Source organism: Priestia megaterium (assembly GCF_023824195.1).
GTDB lineage: Bacteria > Bacillota > Bacilli > Bacillales > Bacillaceae_H > Priestia > Priestia megaterium_D.
On sequence record NZ_CP085442.1, the window covers coordinates 4,797,501 to 4,809,762 of the forward strand.

At 37.9% G+C, this 12,262-nt stretch carries 16 protein-coding genes and 1 riboswitch (1 of these 17 running past the window's edge); of the genes, 5 read left to right on the forward strand and 11 right to left on the reverse strand.

Features of this window, described 5'->3' with window-relative positions:
* Positions 1-109, forward strand: partial view of an AMP-binding protein gene (locus LIS78_RS24915; protein WP_195781685.1) — the 3' end only. It extends 1,478 nt beyond the left edge of the window; the window shows 109 of its 1,587 coding nt (coding positions 1,479-1,587); the start codon falls outside the window, past its left edge; the stop codon is at positions 107-109.
* 119 nt (positions 110-228) lie between these two features.
* Positions 229-906, forward strand: coding sequence for an MgtC/SapB family protein (locus tag LIS78_RS24920; protein WP_013059577.1), 678 nt, complete (start codon positions 229-231; stop codon positions 904-906).
* A 27-nt stretch (positions 907-933) separates the two neighbouring features.
* On the opposite strand, the gene LIS78_RS24925 is transcribed toward LIS78_RS24920, so the two are convergent.
* The 7 genes from LIS78_RS24925 to LIS78_RS24955 form a co-directional block, all read right to left on the reverse strand.
* A complete protein-coding gene (locus LIS78_RS24925) occupies positions 934-1,542 on the reverse strand; it encodes an NAD(P)-binding protein (RefSeq protein ID WP_195781684.1) in 609 nt (202 codons plus the stop codon).
* Positions 1,523-2,290 carry a sirohydrochlorin chelatase gene (locus LIS78_RS24930; protein WP_229754516.1) on the reverse strand — a complete coding sequence of 256 codons (768 nt, stop codon included), beginning with the start codon at positions 2,288-2,290 and terminating at the stop codon, positions 1,523-1,525. Before LIS78_RS24930 ends, LIS78_RS24925 begins: the two co-directional genes overlap by 20 nt.
* Positions 2,291-2,303: 13 nt before the next feature.
* Complete coding sequence (cobA, locus tag LIS78_RS24935) at positions 2,304-3,083, reverse strand: uroporphyrinogen-III C-methyltransferase (RefSeq protein ID WP_057239738.1); 780 nt, start codon at positions 3,081-3,083, stop codon at positions 2,304-2,306.
* A 91-nt stretch (positions 3,084-3,174) separates the two neighbouring features.
* Positions 3,175-3,774 carry an adenylyl-sulfate kinase gene (gene cysC, locus LIS78_RS24940; RefSeq protein WP_014457932.1) on the reverse strand — a complete coding sequence of 200 codons (600 nt, stop codon included), beginning with the start codon at positions 3,772-3,774 and terminating at the stop codon, positions 3,175-3,177.
* 12 nt (positions 3,775-3,786) lie between these two features.
* Complete coding sequence (gene sat / locus LIS78_RS24945; RefSeq protein WP_195781681.1) at positions 3,787-4,938, reverse strand: sulfate adenylyltransferase; 1,152 nt, start codon at positions 4,936-4,938, stop codon at positions 3,787-3,789.
* Positions 4,939-4,990: 52 nt separating this feature from the next.
* On the reverse strand, positions 4,991-6,070 hold the full coding sequence (gene cysP, locus LIS78_RS24950; RefSeq protein WP_195781680.1) for a sulfate permease: 1,080 nt from the start codon (positions 6,068-6,070) through the stop codon (positions 4,991-4,993).
* A 19-nt stretch (positions 6,071-6,089) separates the two neighbouring features.
* Positions 6,090-6,803 (reverse strand): phosphoadenylyl-sulfate reductase, encoded by a 714-nt coding sequence (locus tag LIS78_RS24955; RefSeq protein ID WP_209150721.1) that lies wholly within the window; start codon positions 6,801-6,803, stop codon positions 6,090-6,092.
* Positions 6,804-7,057: 254 nt separating this feature from the next.
* A riboswitch (SAM riboswitch) is annotated at positions 7,058-7,160 on the reverse strand.
* Positions 7,161-7,473: 313 nt separating this feature from the next.
* Here LIS78_RS24955 and cdaS point away from each other — a divergent pair.
* From cdaS to LIS78_RS24970, 3 genes are all read left to right on the forward strand, one after another.
* Positions 7,474-8,100, forward strand: coding sequence for a sporulation-specific diadenylate cyclase CdaS (cdaS, locus tag LIS78_RS24960; RefSeq protein WP_195781678.1), 627 nt, complete (start codon positions 7,474-7,476; stop codon positions 8,098-8,100).
* 97 nt (positions 8,101-8,197) lie between these two features.
* Positions 8,198-8,581 carry a VOC family protein gene (locus tag LIS78_RS24965; RefSeq protein ID WP_060745800.1) on the forward strand — a complete coding sequence of 128 codons (384 nt, stop codon included), beginning with the start codon at positions 8,198-8,200 and terminating at the stop codon, positions 8,579-8,581.
* 67 nt (positions 8,582-8,648) lie between these two features.
* The gene (locus tag LIS78_RS24970; RefSeq protein WP_028409582.1) at positions 8,649-9,437 is read left to right on the forward strand and encodes a potassium channel family protein; all 789 of its coding nucleotides are present in this window, start codon (positions 8,649-8,651) and stop codon (positions 9,435-9,437) included.
* Positions 9,438-9,446: 9 nt separating this feature from the next.
* Here LIS78_RS24970 and LIS78_RS24975 read toward each other — a convergent pair whose 3' ends face one another.
* From LIS78_RS24975 to LIS78_RS24990, 4 genes are all read right to left on the reverse strand, one after another.
* Complete coding sequence (locus LIS78_RS24975) at positions 9,447-9,851, reverse strand: YugN-like family protein (RefSeq protein ID WP_195781677.1); 405 nt, start codon at positions 9,849-9,851, stop codon at positions 9,447-9,449.
* Positions 9,852-9,948: 97 nt separating this feature from the next.
* Positions 9,949-10,128 carry a hypothetical protein gene (locus LIS78_RS24980; RefSeq protein ID WP_195781676.1) on the reverse strand — a complete coding sequence of 60 codons (180 nt, stop codon included), beginning with the start codon at positions 10,126-10,128 and terminating at the stop codon, positions 9,949-9,951.
* A gap of 131 nt (positions 10,129-10,259) precedes the next feature.
* Entirely contained in the window at positions 10,260-11,609 is a 1,350-nt protein-coding gene (locus tag LIS78_RS24985) for a glucose-6-phosphate isomerase (RefSeq protein ID WP_013059589.1), read from the reverse strand.
* A gap of 245 nt (positions 11,610-11,854) precedes the next feature.
* The gene (locus LIS78_RS24990; RefSeq protein ID WP_229754515.1) at positions 11,855-12,103 is read right to left on the reverse strand and encodes a hypothetical protein; all 249 of its coding nucleotides are present in this window, start codon (positions 12,101-12,103) and stop codon (positions 11,855-11,857) included.
* Between the last annotated feature and the right edge of the window lie 159 nt (positions 12,104-12,262).

Genomic DNA, 12,262 nt, shown 5'->3' on the forward strand with positions numbered 1-12,262 from the left:
TTTCAAAATTCCGGAACATATTTATTTTATAGACGACTTTCCCATGACGGCATCCGGCAAGATTCAAAAATACAAATTAAAAGAAAAGATCGTAGCCCTTTATAAATAATCAGATTTTTTTGAATTTCACCTGTCATTATGAAGAAAAGTTTACTATACTGATACATATCTGTTTTTCTTCTTTCATACAGATATAAACAACAATGTTTTTTGAAATAGGTGAAAATAATGGAAAATGAAATGTTGCTCAAATTAGGTATTTCCGCTGTACTTGGTCTTATTATTGGAATTGAAAGGGAACTAAAACGAAAGCCTGTTGGTTTAAAAACATCTCTCGTAATTTCCATTATTAGCTGTTTACTCACGATTGTTTCGATTGAGTCTTCTCAAATCTTTAATAAAGGTGATCACATCACAATGGACCCGCTTCGTCTGGCCGCTCAAATTGTTTCTGGAATTGGTTTTTTAGGGGCCGGTGTCATTTTACGAAAAGAAAATGACAGCATCTCAGGGCTTACAACAGCGGCTATTATCTGGGGAGCAGCAGGTATAGGCATTGCTGTAGGTGCAGGATTTTATCCTGAAGCTATTACCGGAGTTGTACTGCTTATCATCAGCGTTGAACTTCTTCCCTTCCTTATTACTATTTTAGGGCCTAGGCAACTGCGCGAGAAAGAGCTCATTCTTCAACTCAAGCTGGCTGATAAGCACAATATCTTTGATACAACTAATAGCATTAGAGAAAAGAATATTACAATTAAAAATATTCGAATTAAAGATTTAGACACCAATGAATTGTATATACGAATGAAAGTGTCAGTTAATAACCAGCGCCCTACTACAGAAGTGTATTACGAAATTCAAAAAATCAGCGGTATTCGAAGCATTGAAGTTGAAAATGTATAAATAAAAAAACGGCCAATTGGCCGTTTTTTATTTATATTTTTCAATCTGTTGTAAAAATTCCCTCTGTTTTACTAGAGACAGCCGGTATTGATCATCGATAATTTCTGTTAATAACTCATGTTTACGGCTCTTTGACACATTCAATCTGTGGATAAGAACTCTGCATTCATACAAAAACTGTGTATACTGTGTGTAACTCTCATCATAATTTGAGGATAAGTCTTCTTTGATTCGTTTTGTCAACAAAGGACTAGCGCCATCTGTGGATATTGCTAGCGATAATCTCCCTCTAGAAAACTGTGCAGGAATTTGAATATTTCCATCGGAAAAACTGCTGGCCATATTAACCAACTGATCATTTTTAATATGCTGCTTAACAAACTTATTAACAGCTTGATCATTTGTAGCCACAACAATAAAAAAAACATTAAGTAAGTCTTCTTCTCCTACTTTTTTTCTTTTTACACGCAGCTGATCTTTAGCTTCCCACTCAGTTATTTCAGCTGAAACAGTTGGAGCAACCACTGTAATGGCTGCTCCTTCTTGTAAAAAACCTTTAATTCTACGAGTTGCGATTGTTCCGCCCCCAACTACTAAGACCGAACGACCCTTTAAATCAAGCATAACGGTATACATCGTATTGATTTCCTTTGCTCGATAATAACGTTTTTACTTGGTGACTTAAAATGTGTGCAAGTCCATCATGATAACCTAGGTAGTTCGCTAAGATAAACTGCTGGGCATCTGTTGATAACTGCTTCAACTCTTTCTTAATTTCGTTCATTAAAATACCGGTAAACAAAAGGTAAGGAAGAACAAATACTTGCTTATACGAAGTTCGTTTAGCAAGGTGTAGGCCTTCTTTTAAATTAGGTGCAGCGGCAGCTAAATAGCATGTGCTCACTTCTTTAAAAGCTCCTTTACCTTTTAGCAGTTGAGCTATTTCGTTAAAATCTTTTTTTACAGCAGGATCACTGCTTCCTCTGCCGACCAACAATACCATCGAATCTTCATGCTTATCCACATTGGTTTCATTGATTCTCTCTACCAAGATATCAACAATTCGTTCGTCCACGCCGAACGGTTCTCCGTACAGCACTTCTACCTGTGGATAACGTTCATACACTTTTTGTATTTCTTCGGGTATATCATGCTTTGCATGCGCAGCTGTTAATAACAGAAGAGGCACAATTGCAATACGAGTAGCCCCTTGTTCAATACATGCTTCAAATCCTTGTTCAATAGTAGGGGAAGCTAGTTCTAGGAAACAAACTTCTTGAATGGGTACATCTAGATTATTTTTACATCTTTCAATAAAAGCAACTGCCTGATCAGCGCCTTCTTTTACGCGGCTGCCATGGCAAACATATAAAACTGCATCCATATAATCAACCTCTTTAGTAAGCTTCTTGTGCATACGAATAGTAATGCTGTCCAGTCTTCTCAAACCAATTTAATCGGTCATGAAAATTTACAACTTCACCAACGATAATCATACTTGGATTTTCAATTTGTTCTTCTTTAACAATATCAACAATTGTACCAAGAGTTCCAGTTACAGTGCGCTGGTCCGCACATGTTCCCCAGTGAATCAATGCAATTGGCGTAGCTGAAGTTTTTCCATGTTTCATTAACTGTTGGCAAATGTACGGTAAGTTCCGCACCCCCATATAAATTGCAAGAGTATCTACACCTTTGGCTAGGCTATCCCATTTGATTGCATCATGCTCGCTATCTTTACGATGGCCTGCTACAAAAGCAAAGCTTGCGCTGTATTCCCGGTGAGTGACAGGGATTCCTGCATAAGCAGCGGCTGCGATACCTGATGTAATTCCTGGAACAATTTCAAATGAAATGCCCTGTTGCACGAGAGCTTCTGCTTCTTCCCCTCCGCGTCCGAATACAAATGGATCTCCGCCTTTTAAGCGCGTTACAATTTTTCCTTTTTTAGCGAATTTCACTAAAAAGTTGTTGATTGTTTCTTGCTTGAGGGTATGGTAGTTCGGAAGCTTTCCGCAGTAAATGATATCTGCATCACTTTTAGCATACTCCAGCAGGTCCTTATTCACTAAACGATCATATAAGATAACATCTGCTTGCTGAATTGCTTTCAACCCTTTTAATGTAATTAAATCTGGATCTCCTGGTCCTGCACCGACTAGATATACTTTCCCCATGAATGCCTTTCACCCTTCCATCATTTCCACGTCTCCGCAGTGCTCCCACATTTTAATTTGAATTAGAACAGCGGACAAAGTCCGCTGTCATTTAGATAAATTTTCGGTTAGCTAAATATTCAATAACAGTTTGTACACATTCTTCTACAGACTGTGTGCTTGTATTAATTGTTAATTCAGGGTTAGCCGGTGACTCATACGGAGAATCAATTCCTGTAAAATCACGGATTTCTCCGCTTCTTGCTTTTTTGTAAAGGCCTTTTGGATCTCTTTTTTCACATTCTTCTAACGGACACTCCACGTATACTTCCAAAAATTCATTCCCCTCTAAGATCTCACGCACTTGAGCGCGATCCTCTTGGAATGGAGAGATAAATGCTGTTAGTACCACTTGACCGCTGTCTACAAATAGCTTAGAAACCTCACCGATACGGCGAATATTTTCTGTACGATCTTCAGCAGAAAACCCTAGATTCTTATTTAAGCCGAAACGAACATTGTCACCATCTAATACATAGTTGCGAATATTTTTATCAAAAAGCGCTTTTGCCACTGCGTTTGCTACGGTAGATTTACCTGAACCCGAAAGACCTGTAAACCATAATACAAAACTGTGATGATTATTTTGCTCGCGTCTTTCCTCTTTTGTAATTCCAGCATCATGCCACGTAATGTTTGTTGATTTGCTCACTTCAACCGCTCCTTATTTTGAAGATAATTTTTGTTTTGCTAATCCTTTAATTAACACTTCAATTACTTCTTTACGACTGAATGTGCTTGGTGGCACTTCTCCGTTACGAAGCATTTCACGTACCTTTGTTCCAGATAGAATCATATGATCTTCCTTGCTGTGAGGGCATGTTTTCGTTGATGCCATCGCTTCACACTTCTTGCAGTAGAAGCTGTGTTCAAAGAATAAAGGTGTAATTCCTAATTCATCTGCTGTAAAGTTACTGAAGATTTTTTGTGCATCATATGTTCCATAGTAGTCACCAACACCAGCGTGGTCACGGCCTACAATGAAATGCGTGCATCCAAAGTTTTTTCGAACCATTGCATGGAAAATAGCTTCTCTAGGTCCAGCATAGCGCATCGCAGCAGGGAAAACTGCTAAAGCTACACGATCGCTAGGATAATAGTTCTCTAAAAGTACTTCATAACTTTCCATACGGATATCTGCTGGGATGTCGTCTGACTTTGTTTCTCCTACAAGAGGATTTAAGAACAGGCCGTCTACAATTTCTAATGCCGTTTTTTGAATATATTCGTGCGCACGGTGAACAGGGTTACGAGTTTGGAATCCAACAACCGTTTTCCAACCGCGTTCTTCAAATGCTGCTCTTGTTTCAGTTGGATCTAGGTAATACTTTTCAAAACGCGTTTTAGGTGTACGTTCTACAAGTACGATTGGACCTGCTACGTATACATTTGGGCGTTCCATCATTTTTTTCACGCCAGGATGAGCAAGTTCTGCTGTGCGGTACACGTTTTCCGCTTCCTTTTCTTTATTTGGCGTATATACTTCAGAAACTTCTAAAACACCATACGTTACGCCGTTTTGAACAAGTTTTACTTTGTCGCCAATGTTTAATTCTTTAGCTTGCTCTTCTGTTACAGGAAGAGTGATAGGAATACTCCATACTGTTCCATCTGCTAGACGCATATTTTCAACAACTGATTGATAATCTTTTTCTCCTAAAAACCCTGTAATTGGGCTGTAAGCACCAATTCCAATTAGTTCTAAGTCACTTAGAGCCATGTTATCTACTTCGATTTCTTTTGTTAGTGAAGTGTAGTCATATGTTGGTTGATATAAATTAATTAATTCTCCACCGTGTGCTTGAATTGTTGTCATTTTGTAAAATCCTCCTTAAATAATTAACACAATATAATAAAAAGCACTTGAATCACGCAGTCATTTTTTCTTTTTCCGACTGCAAGCTTGCTCTTTTTCTTCTAGTCGTTCTAGCTAAGCTTAGAATACCTGCTGTGGCAATACATCCGCTAGCTAGCACCACAAATGAATATAAGTCGCTTTCAAGTACTAATTTCACAAGAACATATGAGATTACGAGTGAAAATACAGGCGATACCACCCAAACCTTCAACATTTGAATAACCACTTCGCGCTGTTCTTTCGTAAATCCCGTTTTCGCTGCGCCTATTCCAATGATAGAAGACGTAGTAACCTGTGTAAGAGGTACTGGCAAACCAAACAATGAAGCGACTGTGACAAGAGAAGCACCAGTACCTGAGATAATGCACCCTTCTCCTACAGAATAGCGAGTAATTTTTTTTCCGTTTGTTTCAATAACTCGGCCTCCTAGTAAAAGAGCTCCGAGCGCGACCGCCAACCCTCCTGATACAACACCCGTTTTAGCATCCATTAATCCAGCTCCTACTAGAGGACCGACAGCATTTGCCACGTTGTTCATTCCAGCTGAGAAAGCTTCAAAGAATCCCGTCACTATAACTAAAATCGTTAAAACTCTTTTCCACTTTCCCTCTGCTTCTTTTTTATGCGCTCTGCGCTTTATCACTTTCCCAATTAAAAAAGCAATGACAAATGAAACAAGCGGAACAATGATCCAAAAAGACATTACAACTAAAAGTTTTTCTACATACAGCGATTGATAAGCTACTCCTACTCCAACAACTGAGCCAACTGTTACTTCACTTGTTGATAGAGGGATACCAATCAAATTCGCGAAAAAGAGTGACAGCGTTGCAGCAGCCAGAATGATAATAACTAACTCTACTGACAGTAATTTTTCAGGTATGATACCTGAACTGATGGTTTTCACCACCTCACCGCCTCCGGTAATGGCTCCAAGCACAATACCTATAGCACAGATGAACAGGGCCACTCTTCGCTTTTTAATCGCACCGGAGCCGTATGAAACGCCCATAGCAGCTGCTGCACCGCTTGCCCCAATATTCATTGCAAAAAAAAGTGCAATGATAAAGGCAACATATAAAAGCATCATTTATTCAGCTCTTTCGTATTTAAGATTCGTGTAATCCGCACTCAACTTTTTGCGTACCTGCCCATCTTCCTGAACGTAAATCGTCTACATTGTAGGCAGGTGCGGTACAGGGCTCACAGCCGATACTTGGGTAGCCTTGATCATGAAGTTTGTTATATGGCAAATCATGCTTATACACATAGCGCCAAATTTCCTTCCAAGACCAATGAATTAACGGACAAACTTTCACCTTCTTGAATTTCTCATCCTTATTAAAATAATTCGTATTGGCACGAGACTCAGACTGCTCGCGTCTCAAACCAGAAATCCACGCATCATAAGGAGCAAGAGATTCTCTTAATGGGATGATTTTTCGAATTTGACAGCATAGGTTAGGCTGACTCTTCCAAAGCTCATCTCCATGTTTTTCAGCTTGTTCTGCAAGAGTTAAATCCGGTTTTTTCATATGAATACGTAAATCAGGGAAGCGTTCTTTAATTGCATCAATCACTTCATATGTTTCTTTAAAATGAACGCCCGTATCTAAAAAGACAATTTCAGCATCTTTTTTCACTTTTGAAATTAAATCAATTAACACGATTCCTTCGATCCCAAAGCTTGATGCATAGATAATTGAATCTCCGTAGGTATCATACGCCCACTGCAATGCTGAAAGGGCTCCTTTTGTTTCATCTTCACTGTTGAACTCTGGAAATGTATCGCTCCAGTTTTCGTACGTATATAAATCTGCCATTTTCTTCACTCCAATTCTTAGTTATCCGCGTTATCCAATAAAAAAAGACGGTTTTACCCACTAGAATTGGATAAAACCGCCTCTAGTGTGTCTAGTCAGCGAAACTATTTAATTCTTACTTTGCTTCAACGTGTTCAAAGATTTGTTTTAAGTCGGGAGTTACAGTCATTGGTGTCCCTCCTTAAATTATTGCTTGCGCTATATCAAAATAAAAAGTCTTCCATATTGAAAGACTGGGTAGGCAATAAATTTTTACCTTATCTTTCAAAATGATACACACTTTGCTGGAATTAGCACCTTGCTAAGCAGGTTGCCGGGGTTCAGTGGGCCAGATCCCTCCACCACTCTTGATAAGCATTTTTTAAAAATTTTAGCATATTTAGAATATTTGTCAACATTAAAAATCGTATATCCGATAAGAAAACTATACTTTAAATTCACAGAAATATCTATACTTTTATTTAAAACAACATATGTAAATTTAACCCAAATGTGAACATATCAGTTTATGAAACGCTTTCTTTTTTCTCCAACTTTTTATATTCTCTTGCTAAATAAAACACAAAATAAATCTCTCTATAAAATTAATAAGGGATTTATAAGCTTTACGGATAATTCACCCACATTAGCACACATTACAGATAACACTGACAGATAGGAGCTGTATAAGATGGAGAGACCATCCTTTCAATTAGACGATACAATTAAAAATAACGTGCGAACATATTTACAGCAGATTTCAACTGAAGCCTCTAATTTAATTAAGCATTTAGACACGAGTGATCATTGTATCCTATGTGATTTTGAGGAGATGAGAAGGTTATTTCAAGATGTTCAAGCTACGGCCGCCTCTTATTACTTGCGTCATTACTTATCGCCTTATACATTTGAATATGCTGCTCTGTCCTTAGCTATTCATAACCTTTCTGAGAAACGTCACGGCGCTTTAATTGTCATTGAACGGGAACAAAATGTAGACCCTCTTATTCAAAAAGGAATGCCTATTCAAGCTCCTGTCAGCGCTACGCTAGTTGAGACGCTGTTCTATCCAGGAACACCCTTACATGACGGAGCCGTCCTAATTAGAAATAATCAGCTTATTTCAGCTGCTAATGTTTTACCTCTCTCGTCTATTATTTCAACGAACAAAAAATTAGGAACACGTCACCGTGCAGCCATTGGAATGTCGGAAAAATCGGATGCATTAATTTTAGTTGTATCTGAAGAAACAGGTAAAATTTCGTTTGCTCTTGATGGAAGCCTCTACCCTATTCACTCCAGCAAAAATATGATTTAAGAGCCCTTTCCTGATAAGCAGCCCTATCTTGACTTCTATATCCTTTCTCTTTAATATATTTCATAGTTTTTACATACTATAGATACGGGTGATGCATATGGCAATTTTAAAATTTGAACATGTAGGCGTTCAAGTAAAGGATATAGAAGAATCTATTGAGTTTTATACACAAAAAGTGGGATTAGAGCTCATCGAAACACTACCACATACCGATCCGTCTTTGAAACTAGCTTTTCTAGGTTTAGAAGGCAATGTAATCGTAGAGTTAATTCAAGGGTATAACTCAAGCTTACCTAACGAAGGTAAAGTTCATCATTTTGCGCTGGCGGTAGACGGAATTGAAGAGGAGTTTGAGCGTTTAAAATCAGCAGGCGTTTCATTTGTGGAAGAAAACATTGTAACTTTGCCAAATGGAGCAAGATACTTATTTTTCTACGGTCCAGACAAAGAATGGATTGAATATTACGAAGTAAAAAGATAAAGATATCTTATACCTTCAGTGAAAAATGGTCATACTGTGGCTATGACTAATCACTGGAGGTTTTTTTATGATGGAATGGCTATTATTTCGACTTTTTCGTCGTTCTATTTTAGTGCGGCTTCTTTTTATTATCGGCTGCCTTGTTCTACTTTTCGGCATGCTTATACATTTCCTAGAGCCGCAAACGTTTGGGAATGTGTTTGAAGGAATTTGGTGGGTTATTATTACAATCTCGACTATAGGGTACGGTGATTTTGCTCCGACCACTACGATTGGAAGGTTAGCTGCAATTATTTTAGTCCTGATCGGAACTGGATTTATTACTACTTATTTTGTCACGCTTTCTAAAATTGCTGTTTCCGCTGAGAGTGCTTATTTGGAAGGGAATTTAAAATTTTATGGAAAAGATCACTTCATCGTTGTCGGGTGGAATGAGCGCGCCAAACTCGTGTTAGAGTCTTATCGCGACGCATTTCATAAAGAAGACATTGTTCTTATCGACGACTCTCTGACTAAAAACCCCATGATTTGTGATCGCGTTCATTTTATTAAAGGAAGTCCCTCTCACTATGAAGTATTAGAACTTGCCAACGCTCGGTACGCAAAAAAAGTGCTGATTACTGCGGATCAGCATAAGACAGAAGAATATGCAGACATGAATACAATTGTTACGTTAGTCGCTCTGCAAGGATTGAACCCTTCTATTTACAGCATCGTTGAACTGTTAACAAAAAAGCATATTCAAAATGCGCAAAATTTGGGGGTGAATGAAATGATTAAAACAAACGAGTTGATTAGTCAAGTCATGTACGAACATATTTTTGTGAAAAAATTAGAGAGTTTAAAAAAAGAATAGTTTCTTCAATTACTGAAGCAGCGCCTCTTCTGCCTCTCTAATTAGCTCTTCTCCTAAGCTGATATACTTTTCTGGAAGTGAAGCGTCTGCGTCTTGGGGTTCTGCAAACTGATTAAATGAAGCACTCACATTTCCATTGTGAACATTGTCATCTAGACCAATTTGATATTTATGTGAAAGTAAAAATGGCGTACCAATTTGTACGGTTGTTCCTTTAGAATCCAGTTCTCCATTCGTAGCTGTAAACGGGATACGTAAAAACTGATAGCCGACTTCATCATTCATCTTATAGTCGAATGAACCATGATCATAATCCCAATTTCCTCCAATGTTATACCCAAGCGGCTTAAGCGTTTTTTCTAATTCATAAAGCTTGAATAATGTGCCATCTAATCTTGAAGATAATTCAATCATGTTATCCCTCCTCTGTTTTAACATGTCCTTTTTCCAGCGTTTTATCCTTTATCTCAAAAGCAAAAAAGAGGTTGAGACATAACTAAATGAATCCAACCTAAAGACGAACATACTGGATAAAGTAGCTCGTATAAATCGCTTGTGACACCGCAGTTGATTTCCGTGCAAGGCTTCGCTTTCCGCGGGCGGCCGATGAGCCTCCTCGTCGCTTGCGCTCCTGCGGGGTCTCATCCCTTCCGCTTTTCCCGCAGGAGTCTTCGCCTTGCCCTCCAATCAACTGCTAGAAGGAACTAAACAGATGAAACTATATTCACCATACCCAAAAAAAACGAACCACTAATCAAACATGTTGATCAATGGTTCGTTTTTCACTTGGGCTAAAATACTTTTGTACCGGCCTCTTTTTACTTATTTCAAACGCTTTTCTAATTCTGCTTTTTTCTCTTCAAAACCAGGTTTTCCAAGAAGAGCAAACATATTTACTTTGTATGCTTCTACTCCCGGCTGATCGAATGGGTTTACGCCTAATAAATAGCCGCTGATTGCGCACGCTTTTTCGAAGAAATATACAACATATCCAAACGTATACTCATCTAACGCCGGAATGTTTACAACTAAGTTTGGAACGCCTCCATCTGTGTGAGCAAGCATTGTACCTTGGAACGCTTTTTTATTTACAAAGTCAACTGTTTCACCAGCTAAGTAATTTAATCCATCTAAGTCCGCTGCATCTTCTTCAATTGTTAGCTCATGACGAGAATCTTGAACTTGTACAATTGTTTCAAAAATATCACGACGACCTTCTTGTACATATTGACCTAAAGAATGAAGATCCGTTGAGAAGTTAGCAGATGAAGGGTAAATACCTTTTTGGTCTTTTCCTTCACTTTCGCCAAATAACTGCTTCCACCACTCAGCAAAATATTGAAGAGCTGGCTCATAGTTAATCAGCATTTCAATTGTTTTTCCTTTATTATAAAGAACGTTACGAGCTACAGCATATTGATAAGCAGGGTTCTCTTCTAGCTCTGATGATGAGAATGCTTCTTGAGCATCAGCTGCCCCTTTCATCATTTGTTCGATATCAAGACCTGCAGCGGCAATTGGTAATAAGCCAACCGCTGTTAATACGGAATAACGACCGCCTACGTCATCTGGAATAACAAATGTTTCATAGCCTTCTTCGTCCGCTAATGTTTTTAATGCGCCCCGTGCTTTATCTGTTGTTGCATAAATACGCTTGCGCGCTTCTTCTTTGCCGTACTTTTCTTCTAATAATTTACGGAAGATACGGAAAGCAATCGCTGGTTCTGTTGTTGTACCAGATTTTGAAATAACATTAATAGAGAAATCTTTATCTTGTAAAACGTCCATTAAGTCTTTCATGTATGTTGAGCTGATGTTGTTGCCAGCAAAAATAACTTGCGGCGTTTTACGCTGTTCTTTTGATAATGTGTTATAGAATGAATGCTGAAGCATTTCAATAGCAGCACGAGCACCTAAGTAAGATCCTCCAATACCGATAACAATTAATACATCTGAATCAGATTTAATTTTTTCTGCACTTTTTTGAATGCGTGCAAATTCTTCTTTGTCATACTCTGTAGGAAGGTCTACCCATCCTAAAAAGTCATTTCCCGCACCTGTTTTCTCATGAATTGAATGGTGAGCTACTTTCACGGCATCACGTAAGTATGTAAGTTCATGTTCACCAAAAAATGATAACGCGTTTGAATAATCAAAACGAACATGTGTCATAGTCTGTTCCTCCATTAAAATATCTTTATTTTTCACTTTATCGAAACTGTTAGCTGAATTCAAGTGAATCCACTTACAATTTGACACAATCATTATAGTTTGTTGAAACTGCAATCATTGTATGTACCCTTTTATTTAACGATAAATTCAGTTGTGAAGTCAACTAATGTTCTTTGATTACAGGACGTAATTCATGCACGATTACGCAAATAATAAGCAAATAAAAAACGACTAAAGAGTGGTCTTCAATCGTTTTTTATTTGCTTATCGCTTGGTGCAATATAGTTCATTTCACCTATTTTTACATATTGTCTCGGTTTATAAGAGGCTTTTAACAGGGAAGAGTCTATTGATATGGAATTTTCAGCTTGGTTTTCAGAAGTGATTAGCATCCTGTTTTCTTCTTTCATTTCTAAGTGATTATTAAGTACAAATCCGCTCATGCATAGGGCGGTAAAAATGAGAAAACTGATGGTTATTTGTTTCCTATACATTTCCATCACCTCACTCTTAGAGTGACAATTTCATCTGATTTTTATACGTCTAAAAAAATTTTTTTATATTTTTTTTATGGTTTTTTTGACGAGTTTCTATTTATTTAATAAGCCTTGAAAATTCCGCTGATACTAAGAATTAGCATGGATGCATGCATA

Coding starts and splice junctions, on each gene's coding strand:
- LIS78_RS24920 (WP_013059577.1), top strand. CDS start 229: ATGGAAAATGAAATGTTGCTCAAATTAGGTATTTCCGCTGTACTTGGT.
- LIS78_RS24925 (WP_195781684.1), bottom strand. CDS start 1,542: ATGTATACCGTTATGCTTGATTTAAAGGGTCGTTCGGTCTTAGTAGTT.
- LIS78_RS24930 (WP_229754516.1), bottom strand. CDS start 2,290: ATGGATGCAGTTTTATATGTTTGCCATGGCAGCCGCGTAAAAGAAGGC.
- cobA (WP_057239738.1), bottom strand. CDS start 3,083: ATGGGGAAAGTATATCTAGTCGGTGCAGGACCAGGAGATCCAGATTTA.
- sat (WP_195781681.1), bottom strand. CDS start 4,938: ATGACAACAATTCAAGCACACGGTGGAGAATTAATTAATTTATATCAA.
- cysP (WP_195781680.1), bottom strand. CDS start 6,070: ATGATGCTTTTATATGTTGCCTTTATCATTGCACTTTTTTTTGCAATG.
- LIS78_RS24955 (WP_209150721.1), bottom strand. CDS start 6,803: ATGGCAGATTTATATACGTACGAAAACTGGAGCGATACATTTCCAGAG.
- cdaS (WP_195781678.1), top strand. CDS start 7,474: ATGGAGAGACCATCCTTTCAATTAGACGATACAATTAAAAATAACGTG.
- LIS78_RS24965 (WP_060745800.1), top strand. CDS start 8,198: ATGGCAATTTTAAAATTTGAACATGTAGGCGTTCAAGTAAAGGATATA.
- LIS78_RS24970 (WP_028409582.1), top strand. CDS start 8,649: ATGATGGAATGGCTATTATTTCGACTTTTTCGTCGTTCTATTTTAGTG.
- LIS78_RS24975 (WP_195781677.1), bottom strand. CDS start 9,851: ATGATTGAATTATCTTCAAGATTAGATGGCACATTATTCAAGCTTTAT.
- LIS78_RS24985 (WP_013059589.1), bottom strand. CDS start 11,609: ATGACACATGTTCGTTTTGATTATTCAAACGCGTTATCATTTTTTGGT.
- LIS78_RS24990 (WP_229754515.1), bottom strand. CDS start 12,103: ATGTATAGGAAACAAATAACCATCAGTTTTCTCATTTTTACCGCCCTA.